The 15,505-nt window shown below is 57.2% G+C and carries 17 protein-coding genes; 9 read left to right on the top strand and 8 right to left on the bottom strand.

The annotated features are described in order from the left end of the window. Positions 1-13: 13 nt before the first annotated feature. Entirely contained in the window at positions 14-904 is an 891-nt protein-coding gene (gene cyoE, locus D4100_RS16950) for a heme o synthase (RefSeq protein WP_006319780.1), read from the top strand. Between the two features lie 198 nt (positions 905-1,102). Continuing rightward, the gene (locus D4100_RS16945) at positions 1,103-2,467 is read left to right on the top strand and encodes an MFS transporter (protein WP_006319771.1); all 1,365 of its coding nucleotides are present in this window, start codon (positions 1,103-1,105) and stop codon (positions 2,465-2,467) included. A gap of 47 nt (positions 2,468-2,514) precedes the next feature. Here the strand turns inward: D4100_RS16945 and D4100_RS16940 are convergent, their stop codons facing one another. Beyond that, positions 2,515-3,006, bottom strand: coding sequence for a YajQ family cyclic di-GMP-binding protein (locus tag D4100_RS16940; protein ID WP_006319770.1), 492 nt, complete (start codon positions 3,004-3,006; stop codon positions 2,515-2,517). A gap of 182 nt (positions 3,007-3,188) precedes the next feature. Here D4100_RS16940 and panE point away from each other — a divergent pair, with 182 nt between their 5' ends. Both panE and yajL read left to right on the top strand, forming a co-directional pair. Next, the gene (panE, locus tag D4100_RS16935) at positions 3,189-4,100 is read left to right on the top strand and encodes a 2-dehydropantoate 2-reductase (RefSeq protein ID WP_006319769.1); all 912 of its coding nucleotides are present in this window, start codon (positions 3,189-3,191) and stop codon (positions 4,098-4,100) included. Continuing rightward, a complete protein-coding gene (gene yajL / locus D4100_RS16930; RefSeq protein ID WP_006319768.1) occupies positions 4,063-4,653 on the top strand; it encodes a protein deglycase YajL in 591 nt (196 codons plus the stop codon). The genes panE and yajL overlap by 38 nt, the downstream gene beginning before the upstream one ends. A 76-nt stretch (positions 4,654-4,729) precedes the next feature. On the opposite strand, the gene thiI is transcribed toward yajL, so the two are convergent. Next, the gene (gene thiI, locus D4100_RS16925; RefSeq protein WP_004949278.1) at positions 4,730-6,178 is read right to left on the bottom strand and encodes a tRNA uracil 4-sulfurtransferase ThiI; all 1,449 of its coding nucleotides are present in this window, start codon (positions 6,176-6,178) and stop codon (positions 4,730-4,732) included. Positions 6,179-6,410: 232 nt separating this feature from the next. Between thiI and xseB the strand changes: the two genes are divergently transcribed. The 4 genes from xseB (at position 6,411) to D4100_RS16905 (ending at position 10,583) form a co-directional block, all read left to right on the top strand. Beyond that, a complete protein-coding gene (gene xseB / locus D4100_RS16920) occupies positions 6,411-6,674 on the top strand; it encodes an exodeoxyribonuclease VII small subunit (protein WP_004949276.1) in 264 nt (87 codons plus the stop codon). A gap of 5 nt (positions 6,675-6,679) precedes the next feature. Then, complete coding sequence (gene ispA, locus D4100_RS16915; RefSeq protein WP_119804825.1) at positions 6,680-7,600, top strand: (2E,6E)-farnesyl diphosphate synthase; 921 nt, start codon at positions 6,680-6,682, stop codon at positions 7,598-7,600. A 34-nt stretch (positions 7,601-7,634) separates the two neighbouring features. Further along, positions 7,635-9,500: a 1-deoxy-D-xylulose-5-phosphate synthase gene (dxs, locus tag D4100_RS16910; protein WP_006319762.1), complete on the top strand. Its 1,866-nt coding sequence runs from the start codon at positions 7,635-7,637 to the stop codon at positions 9,498-9,500. Between the two features lie 108 nt (positions 9,501-9,608). After that, positions 9,609-10,583 carry an aldo/keto reductase gene (locus tag D4100_RS16905; RefSeq protein WP_006319761.1) on the top strand — a complete coding sequence of 325 codons (975 nt, stop codon included), beginning with the start codon at positions 9,609-9,611 and terminating at the stop codon, positions 10,581-10,583. Positions 10,584-10,629: 46 nt separating this feature from the next. Here the strand turns inward: D4100_RS16905 and pgpA are convergent, their stop codons facing one another. The 6 genes from pgpA to nrdR form a co-directional block, all read right to left on the bottom strand. Continuing rightward, entirely contained in the window at positions 10,630-11,184 is a 555-nt protein-coding gene (gene pgpA, locus D4100_RS16900) for a phosphatidylglycerophosphatase A (protein WP_193395141.1), read from the bottom strand. Next, on the bottom strand, positions 11,126-12,109 hold the full coding sequence (gene thiL, locus D4100_RS16895) for a thiamine-phosphate kinase (protein WP_006319759.1): 984 nt from the start codon (positions 12,107-12,109) through the stop codon (positions 11,126-11,128). Before thiL ends, pgpA begins: the two co-directional genes overlap by 59 nt. 52 nt (positions 12,110-12,161) lie before the next feature. Then, entirely contained in the window at positions 12,162-12,578 is a 417-nt protein-coding gene (gene nusB / locus D4100_RS16890; protein ID WP_006319758.1) for a transcription antitermination factor NusB, read from the bottom strand. Positions 12,579-12,598: 20 nt separating this feature from the next. Next, entirely contained in the window at positions 12,599-13,069 is a 471-nt protein-coding gene (ribH, locus tag D4100_RS16885; RefSeq protein WP_004949262.1) for a 6,7-dimethyl-8-ribityllumazine synthase, read from the bottom strand. 118 nt (positions 13,070-13,187) lie between these two features. Then, positions 13,188-14,297 carry a bifunctional diaminohydroxyphosphoribosylaminopyrimidine deaminase/5-amino-6-(5-phosphoribosylamino)uracil reductase RibD gene (ribD, locus tag D4100_RS16880; protein ID WP_006319757.1) on the bottom strand — a complete coding sequence of 370 codons (1,110 nt, stop codon included), beginning with the start codon at positions 14,295-14,297 and terminating at the stop codon, positions 13,188-13,190. Positions 14,298-14,305: 8 nt separating this feature from the next. Continuing rightward, the gene (nrdR, locus tag D4100_RS16875; protein ID WP_004949256.1) at positions 14,306-14,755 is read right to left on the bottom strand and encodes a transcriptional regulator NrdR; all 450 of its coding nucleotides are present in this window, start codon (positions 14,753-14,755) and stop codon (positions 14,306-14,308) included. Positions 14,756-14,940: 185 nt separating this feature from the next. Between nrdR and D4100_RS16870 the strand changes: the two genes are divergently transcribed. Continuing rightward, positions 14,941-15,501 carry a SadB/YajI family lipoprotein gene (locus tag D4100_RS16870; protein ID WP_119804824.1) on the top strand — a complete coding sequence of 187 codons (561 nt, stop codon included), beginning with the start codon at positions 14,941-14,943 and terminating at the stop codon, positions 15,499-15,501. The last annotated feature ends 4 nt before the right edge of the window (positions 15,502-15,505 follow it).

The raw sequence follows: 15,505 nt of genomic DNA, 5'->3' as shown, positions 1-15,505 counted from the left end.
CGAGCTGCACGTGATGATTAAGCAATACCTGCAAGTAACTAAACCAGGAATTATTTTCGGCAATTTAATTTCTGTCGTAGGGGGATTCCTGCTCGCTTCCAAAGGAAGCATCGACTATCCCCTGTTTCTCGCCACCCTGCTGGGTGTCTCGTTGGTTGTCGCTTCGGGCTGTGTGTTTAACAACTACATTGACCGCGACATCGACAAGAAAATGGAGAGAACGAAGAACCGGGTGCTGGTGAAAGGCCTGATCGCGCCGAGTGTGACCCTGGTTTATGCTACCGTTCTGGGTATTGCGGGCTTTGTGTTGCTGTATATCGGCGCCAACCCGCTGGCCATGTGGCTGGCGGTGATGGGCTTCGTGGTTTATGTCGGCGTTTATAGCCTGTACATGAAACGCCACTCGGTATACGGCACGCTGATCGGCAGCCTGTCGGGCGCTGCGCCACCGGTTATCGGTTACTGCGCGGTGACCAACGAGTTTGATGCCGGTGCGTTGATCCTGCTGGCTATCTTTAGCCTGTGGCAGATGCCGCATTCCTATGCGATTGCCATCTTCCGTTTTAAAGATTACCAGGCGGCCAACATTCCGGTTCTGCCGGTGGTCAAAGGCATTTCCGTGGCGAAGAACCACATCACGGTCTACATTCTGGCGTTTATGATTGCTACGCTGATGCTGACCCTGGGCGGCTATGCCGGCTACAAATACCTGATCGTCGCTGCGGCGGTAAGCGTATGGTGGCTGGGTATGGCGTTGCGTGGTTACAAAACCGAAAATGACAGCATCTGGGCGCGCAAGCTGTTCGTGTTCTCCATTGTTGCCATCACTTCGCTGAGCGTGATGATGTCCATCGACTTCAGCGCCTCGGCATCGCCAGAAACGCTGATGACCTACGTCTGGTAAGCCAAATCGTCTGTAAATGGGCCGCTAAGCGGCCCATTTTATTTGTCTCGCCGAAAAGCCGCCTAACTGTAATATCTGTTAAACAACATTCGATTTACCCCCCCTGCCCTTCACACTAAAATGACGCAGCTTTTCAGAAGCTATCCCACCAGGCGTTATCGCCGATAACCTGCTGGAATGGCTTTTAATGAGGTTTTAATGAACGACAATGCAATGACCCCGCAGGAACGACGGGCGACCTGGGGATTAGGGACGGTATTTTCACTGCGCATGCTTGGCATGTTTATGGTGCTGCCGGTTCTGACCACCTACGGTATGGCGCTAAACGGCGCCAGCGAAACGCTGATCGGTATCGCCATCGGCATTTACGGCCTGGCACAGGCGGTGTTTCAGATCCCCTTCGGCCTGATTTCCGACCGCATCGGCCGCAAGCCGCTGATCGTCGGCGGGCTATTGATCTTTGCGCTGGGCAGCGTTATCGCCGCTGTCACCGATTCCATTTGGGGCGTTATCCTCGGCCGGGCATTGCAGGGCTCCGGGGCTATCGCTGCGGCGGTGATGGCATTGCTGTCGGACCTGACCCGCGAGCAGAACCGCACCAAAGCGATGGCGTTTATCGGCGTCAGCTTCGGCATCACCTTTGCCATTGCCATGGTCGTCGGCCCGATCGTCACCCACGCTTTCGGCCTGCATGCGCTATTTTGGATGATTGCCGTGCTGGCCCTGGCCGGTATCGTGATTACTCTTGCAGTCGTGCCTTCCGCCGACAGCCACGTTCTGAACCGTGAATCGAGCATCGTGCGCGGCAGCTTCAGCAAGGTACTGAGCAACTCCCGTCTGCTGAAGCTGAATTTCGGCATCATGTGTCTGCATATCCTGCTGATGTCCAGCTTCGTGGCGCTGCCGTTGGCGATGGAAAAAGCCGGCCTGGCGCCGAGCCAGCATTGGATCGTCTATTTGGTCACCATGCTGGTCTCTTTCGCCGCCGTGGTGCCTTTTATCATTTATGCCGAAATGAAACGCCGCATGAAGCAGGTGTTTATGGGCTGTGTGGCGGTTCTGTTCTGCGCCGAAGTGCTGTTGTGGCTATCCGGCGCCCACCTGTGGGGCATCATTGCCGGCGTGCAGCTGTTCTTCATGGCCTTTAACGTGATGGAAGCGATTCTGCCTTCGTTGATCAGTAAAGAATCCCCGGCCGGCTACAAAGGTACCGCCATGGGGGTTTACTCCACCAGCCAGTTTATCGGCGTGGCGATTGGCGGCAGTTTGGGTGGCTTGTTGTACGGCCTGCAAGGCGCCGGGTTAGTGTTTATCGCCGGAGCGGTTATCGCAGCAGTGTGGTTCCTGGTCAGCAGCACCATGCAAGAACCCCCGTACGTCAGCAGCCTGCGCATTACGTTGTCGGAACTGGCGGTGAAGGATTCTGCGCTGGAAAGTCGTCTGAAGGCCCAGCCTGGCGTGGCGGAAGCGATTGTAGTGCCCGAAGAGCGCAGTGCCTACGTGAAGGTCGATACCAAACAGACCAATCGCGGCCAGTTGGAAGCGCTGGTAAATTCGCTGTAATAGAAAGGGCCAGCTTGCTGGCCCTCGGTAATATCGTCGCGGAAAAGTTAATCGCGGAAGTTCTTGAACTGGAACGGTTGCCCCAGATCGGCGCCGCGCACCAGCGCCATCACCCCTTGCAAATCGTCGCGTGACTTGCCGGTAACGCGGACTTCATCGCCCTGAATTTGTGCCTGCACCTTCAGCTTGCTGTCTTTGATCAGCTTGACGATTTTCTTCGCCTGGGTGGTTTCAATACCCTGCTTCAGCTTGGCTTCCACGCTGTAGGTTTTGCCACTGTGGGTCATTTCTTCCGGGATCTCCAGCGCGCCGCCATCGATACTGCGCTTGCTCAGTTTCTCACGCAGAATATCGAGCAGTTGCTGCACCTGGAAATCTGATTCGCTGGCGACTTTGATGCTTTCATCTTTTTCGTTCAGCTCAAAACTGGCCGGTACGTTGCGAAAATCCCAACGGGTGCCGAGATCGCGCGTGGCGTTCTCAACGGCGTTACGCACTTCCTGCATATCAATTTCGGAAACAATGTCGAAAGATGGCATACTTCTTCCTCCTGAATTAGAGCCTAATGCGATAGGCGATTTCGATGCCGAGCATGATAACCGCTTTAGCGCTCCAGACAAAATCTGCTGAACCTGCCGGCAGATAACTCGCCGGGTAGCAGAAAAGTCTATAATTATACGACAGTAAGTGAGCGGTATTCCCGTTACCCCAAGGAGACTGGATGAAAATAACTGTTCTTGGTTGCGGCGCGCTCGGACAACTGTGGCTTTCCAGGCTTTATCAGCAGGGCCACGACGTACAGGGATGGCTGCGGGTGCCGCAACCCTTCTGCGCAGTGAACGTGATTGAGCCTGAGGGCGTCTCGTTCAACCGTAATTTGCCCACCAACGATCCCGAACATCTGGCCCAAAGCGAACTGTTGCTGGTCACGCTGAAAGCCTGGCAGGTTTCCGGCGCCGTCAGCGCGCTGCTGCCCAGGTTGAACCCGCGTTGCGCCATTTTGCTGCTGCATAACGGCATGGGTACCCAGGATGAGCTGCCGCCGAACCATCAACCGATCCTGCAGGGCACCACAACCCACGCGGCACGACGCGAAGGCAGCACTATTATCCATGTTGCCGGCGGCACCACGCATATCGGCCCGACATCGGCGGCGGCGATACACCTTAGCCATCTGGCGGAAGTGTTGCATCAGGCGCTGCCCGATGTGGCCTGGCACGACAACATTGCTTCAGCGAACTGGCGCAAGCTGGCCGTCAATTGCGTGATTAACCCACTGACGGCGCTGTATAACTGCCGTAATGGCGAGCTCCAACGCTACCCGGAGCAAATCGAAATCCTGTGCCGCGAAGTCTCCAGCGTGATGGAAATGGAAGGCTACCACACCTCATGCGAAGGGCTGTGGCAGTACGTGATGGAGGTGATTCAAAGCACGGCGGATAACATCTCTTCGATGCTGCAGGATGTCCGCACCCAGCGGCATACCGAGATCGACTACATTACCGGCTACCTGCTGCGCCGCGCGCGCAGCCACGGCATGATTCTGCCGGAAAACGCGCGGTTGTTTGAATTGATTAAGCGAAAGGAAAATGAATATGAGCGTATCGGCGCTGGTCTGCCTGGCACCTGGTAGCGAAGAAACCGAAGCCGTCACCACCATCGATCTTCTGGTGCGAGCGGGTGTCAATGTCACTACCGCCAGCGTGGCCGGTGACGGCGACCTGACTATCGTCTGTTCACGCGGCGTAAGGCTGCTGGCGGATGCGCCGCTGGTATCGATTGTGGACGATCCCTTCGATGCCATCGTGCTGCCCGGTGGCCTGAAGGGTGCCGAGTGTTTCCGCGACAGCCCGCTATTGGTAGAGAAAGTGCGTCAGATGCATCTGCAGGGCAACATCGTCGCCGCCATCTGTGCGGCGCCGGCCCTGGTATTGCAACACCACGATCTGTTCCCCATCGGCAATATGACCGGTTTCCCCGGCTTGAAAGATCAGATCCCGGCAGATAAATGGATGGAGCGGCGCGTAGTATACGACGCACGCGTCAACCTGCTCACCAGCCAGGGGCCGGGAACGTCGATGGAGTTTGCGCTGAAGCTGATTGATTTGTTGCTGGGTAAAGCGAAAGCGGCGGAAATCGCGGCGCAGTTGGTGCTGATACCGGGGATGTACGACTTCCGCGACTAAATCCCTTTATCTTTCGAACTGTAGCCTTGTTGGCTACAGCTCGAAATCTATTGGGATCCCCATGCAGAAAGGGGATTTAAGGGCGATAGACTTTGACGTTGGTAAACCCCTGCTCCAGCAGGTACAGCGCCTGCAGACGGCTCATCACGCCACGATCGCAGTACAGCAGGTAGGTTTTGCTCTGATCCAGGGAGCCAAACTGCGTGCTGAGTTTGTAGAACGGCAGCGGTTTCACCTCAACCTGCTCCAGTTTCAGCGGCTTCTCTTCCTGCTCGTCGTTGGAACGGATATCCAGGATCACTTCGTCAGCGCCAAAGGCCGCCACGGTTTCTACTTCGGCAACCTGTTCCTGCGCCTGTTCGGCGATGGTACGGATATCGACATTCTTCGCTTCACTCACCACGCGATCGAGAATGGAAAAATCGAAGTGACTTTCCTCTTCTTCAATTTTTGCCTTGATCGCTTTTACCGTCGGGCTTTTCGAGATAACACCGCAGTATTCCGGCATGGTCTTGGCAAAGTCTTCGGTGCCAATCTCGCGCGCCACTTTGATGATGTGCTCTTTGTCGTGCGAAATCAGCGGACGCAGGATCAGAGTATCGGACGCATTGTCGATCAAACGCAGGTTAGTCAGCGTCTGGCTGGACACCTGGCCCAGCGCCTCGCCGGTCACCAACGCCTGTACGCCATAACGTTCTGCAACTTGCGAGGCGGCGCGCACCATCATGCGTTTGAGCACCACGCCCATCTGGCCATCGTCGACCTTTTCCAGGATCTCGCCGACCACGGGTTCGAAATCGATGGCGACAAAGCGCACCTTGTGCGAGCTGGCAAAGCGGTTCCACAGATAATATGCCACCTGCTTGACGCCAATTTCATGCGCCGCACCACCCAGATTGAAGAAACAGTAATGTACGCGGCAACCGCGACGCATCAGCATATAGCTGGAAACGCCGGAGTCGAAACCGCCGGAAATCAGCGACAACACGTCTTCCTGGGTGCCAACCGGGTAGCCGCCGATGCCTTCGCGGCGCGCTTTTACCAGCATCAGCTTGTCGTCTTCGATTTCCAGATTGACCGTCACCTGCGGGTGCGACAGCTTGACGCGCGCACTTTCGATGTGCTGGTTCAAACCGCCGCCAACGTAACGTTCCACGTCCTGCGAGTTGAAGTCCTGCTTGCCGCGGCGTTTGACGCGCACGCAGAAGGTTTTCCCCTCAAGTTGCTCGCGGTAAGCTTCAAGCGTCTGCTCGAAAATGTGGTGGATATCGGTGTAGCCGCGGTCTTCCACTTCCAGAATATGGTGGATGCCGGGAATGCGCGTCAGCGCATCGGCTATCACCGGCCGCTGGTTTTCATCTTTGGCGCGAACTTCGATATGATCCCAATGACGGACAACCGCCAGCGTTTCATCATACTGCTTCAGGACGTTGCGGATATTGGTCGAGAGAATCTTGATGAAGCGCAAACGCACAGATTGACTCTTGATGGTGATTTCCGGGAACAATTTAATGATAAACTTCATGGCGGTCTTTATTGTCAGAATTACGAGGGAAAAGGATTTACAATGTATATGCGATTGATAAAACCAACGGCACTGCCGAATGTTTTATCAATCGCATTTGCGGCGCGGAGTATATCACTATCTGGTGGGACTCGGTGCACAAAACCACACATGCGCGCCATGATTTGCTAATCGAGATCCGCTAGGATAGGCTCTGGCGCCACTGTTCACATGATGATGTAAAAAGAAAATTATGCCGAAAAAACCTGCACAATCAGACAGTACAGAGCAAAGCATCAGCTTTGAAAGTTCCCTCAGCGAACTGGAAAACATCGTGACGCGTCTGGAATCGGGTGAGCTACCGTTGGAAGATGCGCTGAATGAATTCGAACGCGGCGTACAGCTGGCGCGTCAGGGCCAACAGAAACTGCAACAGGCCGAGCAGCGCGTGCAAATTTTACTTAACGACAGCGCCGATGACGCCGCGCTGGCGCCTTTCACCCCGGATGCAGAGTAATCGTCATGTCTGAGATCGCCCAACAGGCCTCTTTTTCTGAGCAGTTACAGGTTTTTCGCCAACGGGCCGACCGCACGCTGCTGGATTTTATCGCACCGCTGCCGTTCAACGACGGCAACATGGTGGCCGCAATGCGCCATGGCGCGCTGCTGGGCGGTAAACGCCTGCGCCCGTTCCTGGTGTATACCACCGGGCAGATGTTTGGCGTTTCACTGAATAATTTGGATGTGCCGGCCGCTGCGGTAGAATGCATTCATGCCTATTCGTTGATCCATGACGATCTACCGGCAATGGACGATGACGACCTGCGCCGCGGCCAGCCGACCTGCCATATCAAATTTGGTGAAGCCAGTGCGATCCTGGCGGGTGATGCGCTGCAGACGCTGGCATTTTCCATTCTGGCCGATGCCGACATGCCCGATGTGGCGCTGCGCGATCGGCTGGCGATGGTGTCCGAACTGGCGACCGCCAGCGGCGTTGCCGGCATGTGTGGCGGCCAGTCGTTGGATCTCGAAGCTGAAGGGCAGCAAATCGATCTGCCTGCGCTGGAGCAAATCCACCGCCACAAAACCGGCGCGTTAATCCGCGCGGCGGTTCGCCTTGGGGCTCTGGCCGCCGGTGAACCTGGCCGTGCAGCGCTGCCTCAGCTTGACCGTTACGCCGCAGCGATCGGCCTGGCGTTTCAGGTGCAGGATGACATTTTGGACGTCGTCGGCGAAACCGAGAAAATCGGTAAACGCCAGGGGGCGGACCAGCAACACGGAAAGAGCACCTATCCAGCTTTGCTCGGGCTTGACAGCGCGAAAGCAAAAGCGTGGGATCTCTATCAGGAAGCTTTAGCTGCATTAGACACTTTGGCAGCGCAATCTTATAACACAGCGCCATTGCGAGCGTTAGCCAGCTTCATTATTGAACGCGACAATTAACGTATGACGTTAACTCCTCTGATATGAGTATCGAATGAGTCTTGATATAGCCAAATACCCGACCTTGGCGCTAGTGGAAGATCCCGATGAACTCCGCTCGCTGCCAAAAGAGAGCCTGCCGAAGCTGTGTGACGAACTGCGGCAATACCTGCTGGACAGCGTCAGCCGCTCCAGCGGCCACTTTGCGTCCGGGCTGGGTACCGTCGAACTGACGGTGGCATTGCACTATGTTTACAACACACCCTTCGATCATCTGGTATGGGACGTTGGTCATCAGGCCTATCCGCATAAAATTCTGACCGGCCGTCGCGACAAGATTTCCACCATTCGTCAAAAAAATGGTCTTCACCCGTTTCCCTGGCGCGCCGAGAGTGAATATGACGTGCTGTCGGTTGGCCACTCGTCTACCTCGATCAGCGCCGGCCTCGGCATGGCGGTCGCGGCGGAGCGTGAAGGAAAAAATCGCCGCACGGTCTGCGTGATTGGCGATGGCGCGATCACCGCCGGCATGGCGTTTGAAGCCATGAACCACGCTGGGGACATCAACCCGGATATGCTGGTGGTATTGAACGATAACGAAATGTCGATCTCCGAAAACGTCGGCGCCCTGAACAATCATCTGGCGCAGCTGCTTTCCGGCAAACTCTATTCCACCCTGCGCGAAGGCAGCAAAAAAGTGCTGTCCGGCCTGCCGCCTATCAAAGAGCTGGTCAAGCGCACCGAAGAACACCTGAAAGGCATGGTGGTCCCGGGCACGCTGTTCGAAGAGCTGGGCTTTAACTACATCGGCCCGGTTGATGGCCACGATGTCCAGGGCCTGGTCGCCACGCTGAAAAACATGCGTGATCTGAAAGGCCCGCAGCTGCTGCACATCATGACCAAAAAAGGCCGTGGTTACGCGCCGGCGGAAAAAGATCCGATCAGCTTCCACGCGGTGCCGAAGTTCGATCCCGCCAGCGGCACGCTGCCGAAGAGCGCCGGCGGTCTGCCGACCTATTCGAAAATCTTCGGCGACTGGCTGTGTGAAACCGCCGCCAAAGACAGCTCGCTGATGGCCATTACCCCGGCGATGCGCGAAGGCTCCGGCATGGTGCAGTTCTCCCGCGACTATCCGCAGCAATATTTTGACGTTGCCATTGCCGAACAGCATGCGGTCACCTTTGCCGCCGGTCTGGCGATTGGCGGCTACAAGCCGGTGGTGGCGATTTACTCCACCTTCCTGCAGCGTGCTTACGATCAGCTGATCCACGACGTGGCGATCCAAAAACTGCCGGTGATGTTTGCCATCGATCGCGGCGGCATAGTCGGTGCCGACGGCCAGACTCACCAGGGGGCGTTCGATCTGTCGTTCATGCGCTGTATCCCGACCATGGTGATCATGACGCCAAGCGACGAAAACGAGTGCCGCCAGATGCTGTACACCGGCTATCACTATAACGAAGGCCCGAGCGCCGTCCGCTATCCGCGTGGTAACGGCACCGGTGCGCCGCTGGAACCGCTCGGCGCGTTGCCGATCGGCAAGGGTGTAGTGCGCCGGAAAGGTGAAAAGATCGCGATTCTGAACTTCGGTACCCTGCTGCCGGAAGCGGCTCAGGTGGCTGAAGCCCTCAATGCCACGCTGGTGGATATGCGTTTCGTGAAACCGCTGGACGAACAGCTGGTGCTGGAGCTGGCTGCCGGCCACGAGGTGCTGGTCACGCTGGAAGAGAATGCCATTATGGGCGGCGCCGGCAGCGGCGTTAACGAACTGCTGATGGCCAAACGCCGGGCAGTGCCGGTACTGAATATCGGCCTGCCGGACAGCTTTGTGTCGCAAGGCAGCCAGGAAGAGGTCCGCATCGATCTGGGCCTGGACGCCGCCGGCATACGGCGACAAATCGAAGCCTGGCTGGCGCAATAATCCCCGCGCCTGATTGACCGACGCCTCCGCTTTGCGGGGGCGTTTTCGTCTCGGCCATCCCGATAATCCACTACAGTTATAGATCTGTGCTGACACCTGGAGGCAAGCATGAAGTATCTGAAACTGGGTAACACCGATCTGAACGTCTCGCGCATCTGCCTGGGTTGTATGACCTACGGTGAACCCAACCGCGGCAACCACGCCTGGACGCTGCCGGAAGAAAGCAGCCGCCCACTGTTGAAACAGGCACTGGACGCCGGCATCAATTTCTTTGACACCGCCAACAGCTACTCAGACGGCAGCAGCGAGGAGATCGTCGGCCGGGCGCTGCGAGATTACGCGCGCCGTGATGACGTGGTGATCGCCACCAAAGTCTATTTCCCCCTGAGTAATCTGGAATGCGGGTTGTCGCGCGCCAAAATCATGCAGTCTATCGACGACAGCCTGAAACGATTGGGCACCGACTATGTCGATCTGCTGCAAATCCACCGTTGGGATTATGAAACGCCCATTGAAGAAACGCTGGAAGCGCTGCATGACGTGGTCAGGGCCGGTAAAGCGCGCTATATAGGCGCGTCGTCGATGTATGCCTGGCAGTTCGCCAAAGCGCTGTACACCGCAGATCTGCATGGCTGGCCGCGGTTTGTCAGCATGCAGGACCAGTACAACCTGATTCAGCGTGAGGAAGAGCGCGAAATGCATCCGCTGTGCGCCGCCGAAGGCATCGCGGTGCTACCGTGGAGCCCGCTGGCACGCGGCCGTCTGACTCGCCCCTGGGGGGAAACCACCGCACGGCTGGTGTCCGATCAGGTCGGCAAAAATCTGTATGACGAAACCGAAGGTATCGATGGCATTATCGCCGAACGCGTCGCCACCCTTGCACAAGAACGCGGTGTACCACGTGCACAGATTGCGCTGGCCTGGCTGTTGAGCAAACCGGTAGTCAGTGCTCCCATTATCGGCGCGTCGCGCCATGAACATCTGGAAGATGCCGTGGCCGCCGTCGATCTGGCATTAACGCCGGGAGAAATTGCCGAGCTGGAAACGGCCTATGTGCCGCATCAGGTGACAGGGTTTGAATAACGTGGAGGGTTCAAGGGCGCAGCAGTGTTGAACTGCGCCCCTGCAATCAAAACAGCCCAAGCGGCCAGTGGTGACCAATCAGATAGATGATGCCGGCCGAAAGCACCCCGGCGACGATATCGTCGACCATGATGCCCATACCGCCATGCACGTTACGATCGAACCAGCGGATCGGCCAGGGTTTCCACATGTCGAGAACACGGAAAATCACAAAGCCTGCGGCCACCCACTGCCAGTCGTTGACCGGCAGCGCCATCAGCGTGATCCACATGCCGACAAACTCGTCCCAGACGATGCTGCCGTGATCGTGTACCCGCATGTCTTTGGCTGTCTGGTGGCACAAATAGACGCCGATACAGATGCTGAACATCACCAGCAGCGAATAGAGTTGCCACGGCAGTTGGATCAGCAACAGCCAGAACGGAATCGCCGCCAGTGACCCCATGGTGCCCGGCACCACCGGTGACAGGCCGCTGCCGAAACCGGTAGCCAGCAAGTGCCACGGATTGCTCATCCGCAGACGGCGTTTAGCTTCATCCATGTTACGCCTGCTCCGTGCTGAAATGATCGAAGCCCTTCCACGGAAGCTCCACCGCTTCATCGTTGCGGTAGAATTTAATGCCTTCGGAAAGCGGACCAATCTGGCCAATACAGGTGTAATCCGCGCCCAGGTGGCTCAGCGCCACTTCCAGCGCGCCGCGGTTGATTTCCGGCACCGTAAAGCACAGTTCGTAATCTTCACCGCCGGTCAGCGCCCAGCGCAGCGCCTGTTCAATGTCCGCGTGGCTGCTCAATACCTGCGAAAGCGGCAGCTCATCCAGATCGATGCGCGCCCCGCACTCGGAGGCTTTCAGCACGTGCTTCAGATCGGAGATCAACCCGTCGGAAATATCAATCGCCGAGCTGGCTAAATCACGCAGCGCCTGCCCCTGCAGCACCCGCGGCTGCGGCCGCAGATGGCGGCCAATCAGGTAATCGCGTGCGTCGGCATCCGCTACCTGCAGGCGATCTTGCAAAATCGCCAGGCCGGCGGCGCTGTCGCCCAACGTACCGGTAACGTAAATCCAATCGCCGATGCGCGCACCGCTGCGGGTCAACGCCCGGCCGGCCGGGATCAGGCCATGAATGGTTAACGTCATGCTCAACGGGCCGCGCGTGGTGTCGCCGCCAATCAATTGCATACCGTAATAATTGAGCTGTTCGAACAGGCTGTCGCTGAACGCCTTCAGCCAGGGCTCATTCACATCAGGCAAGGTTAACGCCAGTGAAAGCCAGGCCGGATCGGCGCCCATTGCCGCCAGATCGCTCAAGTTGACCGCCAGTGCTTTGTAGCCGAGATCGGCCGGATCGATATCCGGCAGGAAGTGAACGCCCGAAACCAGGGTGTCGGTACTGACGGCCAAAAGCTGTTTTTCTGCCACTGTCAGGAGTGCGCAGTCATCTCCAATGCCCAACTGTACGTCCCGGCGCAGACTCTTAAACCGGTCAAAATAGCGGGCAATGAGGTCAAATTCGCCGCATGCCATGGTTGATATTCCAATAGAAGAAATTAAGGCCGGAGATACCGGCCTTAATTTTTTATTTTTTCTTGCGGATGCTCGGTGCTGCTTTATCCAGCACGCCATTCACAAACTTGTGGCTGTCTTCGGCGCCGAAGGTTTTCGCCAGTTCGATCGCTTCGTTGATAGCCACTTTGTAAGGCACATCCTCACGCATTTTCAGCTCAAACAGCGCAATACGCAGGACGGCTCTTTCTACCTGGCCCAGCTCTTCGAGCTGACGCGACAGGAAAGGTGCCATCAGGCCATCCAGCAGACCCGCATTCACCGCCACGCCGGACAGCAGCTCCCGAAAATAGGCGATGTCCACATCTTTGACATCTTGCTCCGTCAGGAACTGGTGTTCAACATCGGCAATGTCATTTTTAGACAACTGCCAAGAGTAAAGCGCTTGAACAGCGCACTCACGAGCGCGGCGACGAGCAGCAGGTTTCACGGAATTCCCCTTAACTAAATTCAGGCTTTAATAGCTTTGATAACATTAATCATTTCAAGTGCGGTCAGAGCAGCTTCAGCACCCTTGTTGCCCGCTTTGGTACCGGCACGCTCGATAGCCTGTTCAATGCTCTCGGTGGTCAGCACGCCAAAGGCAACCGGGATTTCAGCGTTCAGCGAAACATTGCCGATGCCGGAGCTGGCTTCGCCCGCTACATATTCGAAGTGCGCGGTGCCCCCACGGATAACGGTGCCCAACGCGATAATCGCATCGTATTTGCCGGTGTTGGCCAGCACGCGAGCAGTCAGTGGCAGCTCGTAAGCGCCCGGGACCCAGACAACTGTGATGTTGTCGTCAGCAACCTGACCAATGCGCTTCAGTGCGTCGATGGCACCTTGCAGCAGGCTGTCGTTGATGAAATTGTTAAAACGTGCAATTGCGATCGCCACACGGGCATTTGGAGTAGCAACAACACCTTCGATAACTTTCATGGGCTTTCCTTAAAAATGGGTTCAATACCCCGCAGGGGGGCGGATTCTATCACATTCTTTGTCTGCCTGCGCGGCGGTTTTGCAAAACGCCAATCGGACCGGCAAGCGGACGTTATGTTCAGTATTTCGGCTTCAGCCGCAAGCGCAGGTCGGGGCCGATTTGCCGCACTTCGCTGAAGACGAATTCCGGCGCATCGGCCAGGCGTTCAAGGCCCGGCAACTGGCACAAGCCGCGCCCATTATCACCCATCAGTTTTGGCGCGATGTACAAAATGAGCTCATCAACCAGCCCTGCCTGCAACAACGCGCCGGAAAGCGCAGCGCCGGCTTCTACCCAGATGGAATTCACCTGGCGTTTCGCCAGTTGCATCATCATCACGACCAGATCGACCCCGCCGCCGTGCGCCGGAAATGTCAGTTGTTCAACATCCTGCGGCCAACTCTGCTCGTCCGGTTGCAACCGAGCCAGCCAGGTCGCCCCTGGCGCACGCACCACCCGGTGCTGCGGCGTCACGCGGTTCCGGCTGTCGAGGATGATGCGCAACGGCTGGCGCAGATTTTCACGCGGATAGAGGCTCTGAGTGGCGGCATCCAGTTCATCCCAACGCACCGTCAGTGACGGATCGTCGGCCAATACTGTGGCGCTGGTGCTCAGGATGGCGGCGCTTTGCGCTCGCAGACGTTGAACGTCCTGCCGCGCTTGCGGTGAGGTGATCCACTGGCTCTCGCCGGAGGCCATTGCCGTACGGCCATCGAGCGAGGCACCCAGCTTCAGTTGCACATAAGGAAAACCGGTGCGCATGCGTTTGAGGAACCCCGGATTCACCGCTTCGGCATCGCTCAGCATCAGGCCGTGACGTACGTCTATACCCGCCTGTTGCAGCTTGTACAGGCCACGACCGGCAACCTCCGGGTTGGGATCCTGCATCGCAGCAACCACGCGGACAACGCCGGCGGCGACCAGCGCATCTGCGCAGGGGGGCGTGCGCCCGTGATGGCTGCAGGGCTCCAGCGTGACATAAGCGGTGGCGCCACGCGCCCGCTCGCCCGCCATGCGCAACGCATGCACTTCCGCATGAGGCTCGCCGGCTCGCAGGTGATAACCCTCGCCGACGATTTCGCCGTCACGCACGATAACGCAGCCGACGTTCGGGTTGGGTGCGGTAGTGAAACGCCCCAGACGCGCCAACTCAAAGGCGCGCGCCATATAAAATTCGTCGTTATGCATGTAACTCCTTAGTCCTGCAGCCGGGCGATTTCTTCGCCGAACTCGCGAATATCTTCAAAGCTGCGGTAAACCGAGGCAAAACGAATATAGGCCACTTTATCCAGCTTCTTCAGCGCGTCCATCACCAGGTTGCCGACCAGCTTGGTCGGCACTTCGCGTTCGCCGGTGGCGCGCAGCTGGGATTTGATGTGGTTAATCGCATTTTCCACGTCGTCGGAGCTGACCGGGCGTTTTTCCAACGCTTTCAACATGCCGCGGCGCAGTTTGTCTTCGTTGAACGGCTCACGCACTTCGTCGCTTTTTATTACCCGTGGCATCACCAGCTCAGCCACTTCAAAGGTGGTGAAACGTTCATTACAAACCAAACACTGACGGCGACGGCGCACCTGCGAACCATCACCCACCAGGCGGGAATCAATGACTTTGGTATCAACGGCGGCGCAGAAAGGGCAATGCATAACACGTCCTGATAAACGTTTTCATAGTTAAGAGCAGTTTAACCCGAAGTGCGGTCACAACAAAGGCCGCCGACCATTTGTTGCGAGCGGCGATACCGAACGACGCTAAAACAGCGGTGCGCATGACTTTCCTCGCCGGGCGGGCTAAGCTGATAACAGGAGATATTGAATAGGAAATCGCCGCCATGACAATCCCTTATCCGAAAGTTTTCCTGCTCAGCGCGCTTGTTCTGCTGGCGGGCTGCGCGCAAACTCACGAGGTGCCGAAGCTCCGCCATCAGGTGGTTGAACTGAATCAGAAATTAAGCACCCTGACCAACCAGGCCACCGCGCTGGAACAGCAGAACCAGCTGAATCAAAACTCCACCAGCGGCGTCTACCTGCTACCGACGGCCAATAACGCCGCGCGCCTGCAAAGCAGCATCGGCGAACTGAGCGTGTCGCTCAGCCACGTAAAAACCGAAGCCAATGGCACCCAGGCATTGCTGCACGTTCGTACCGTCTCACAGGCATCGCTGCCGGCATTTAAAGCGGTGGTGGAATGGGGGCAACTGGATGCCGCCACCGGCAAACCGCTAACCGCCGACTCGCTGTCACAACCGGTCGCCAGTGCAGACTCGCTGCTGCCGAAGCCTGAGCAGAACTTTGAGCTGCGCTTTAGCGGCCTGACGCCGGAGCAACTGGGCTTTGTGCGGCTGCACAGCATCGTTCCGACCGCCCAACCGGCGGTGGTTCGGCAGCACTGATCCG

The organism is Serratia inhibens, assembly GCF_003591175.1.
GTDB lineage: Bacteria > Pseudomonadota > Gammaproteobacteria > Enterobacterales > Enterobacteriaceae > Serratia > Serratia inhibens.
Note: the sequence above shows the minus strand (reverse complement) of the source record. Positions and strands in the feature narration are given on the sequence as shown.

Coding starts and splice junctions, on each gene's coding strand:
- cyoE (WP_006319780.1), top strand. CDS start 14: ATGATTAAGCAATACCTGCAAGTAACTAAACCAGGAATTATTTTCGGC.
- D4100_RS16945 (WP_006319771.1), top strand. CDS start 1,103: ATGAACGACAATGCAATGACCCCGCAGGAACGACGGGCGACCTGGGGA.
- D4100_RS16940 (WP_006319770.1), bottom strand. CDS start 3,006: ATGCCATCTTTCGACATTGTTTCCGAAATTGATATGCAGGAAGTGCGT.
- panE (WP_006319769.1), top strand. CDS start 3,189: ATGAAAATAACTGTTCTTGGTTGCGGCGCGCTCGGACAACTGTGGCTT.
- yajL (WP_006319768.1), top strand. CDS start 4,063: ATGAGCGTATCGGCGCTGGTCTGCCTGGCACCTGGTAGCGAAGAAACC.
- thiI (WP_004949278.1), bottom strand. CDS start 6,178: ATGAAGTTTATCATTAAATTGTTCCCGGAAATCACCATCAAGAGTCAA.
- xseB (WP_004949276.1), top strand. CDS start 6,411: ATGCCGAAAAAACCTGCACAATCAGACAGTACAGAGCAAAGCATCAGC.
- ispA (WP_119804825.1), top strand. CDS start 6,680: ATGTCTGAGATCGCCCAACAGGCCTCTTTTTCTGAGCAGTTACAGGTT.
- dxs (WP_006319762.1), top strand. CDS start 7,635: ATGAGTCTTGATATAGCCAAATACCCGACCTTGGCGCTAGTGGAAGAT.
- D4100_RS16905 (WP_006319761.1), top strand. CDS start 9,609: ATGAAGTATCTGAAACTGGGTAACACCGATCTGAACGTCTCGCGCATC.
- pgpA (WP_193395141.1), bottom strand. CDS start 11,184: ATGAAGCGGTGGAGCTTCCGTGGAAGGGCTTCGATCATTTCAGCACGG.
- thiL (WP_006319759.1), bottom strand. CDS start 12,109: ATGGCATGCGGCGAATTTGACCTCATTGCCCGCTATTTTGACCGGTTT.
- ribH (WP_004949262.1), bottom strand. CDS start 13,069: ATGAAAGTTATCGAAGGTGTTGTTGCTACTCCAAATGCCCGTGTGGCG.
- ribD (WP_006319757.1), bottom strand. CDS start 14,297: ATGCATAACGACGAATTTTATATGGCGCGCGCCTTTGAGTTGGCGCGT.
- nrdR (WP_004949256.1), bottom strand. CDS start 14,755: ATGCATTGCCCTTTCTGCGCCGCCGTTGATACCAAAGTCATTGATTCC.
- D4100_RS16870 (WP_119804824.1), top strand. CDS start 14,941: ATGACAATCCCTTATCCGAAAGTTTTCCTGCTCAGCGCGCTTGTTCTG.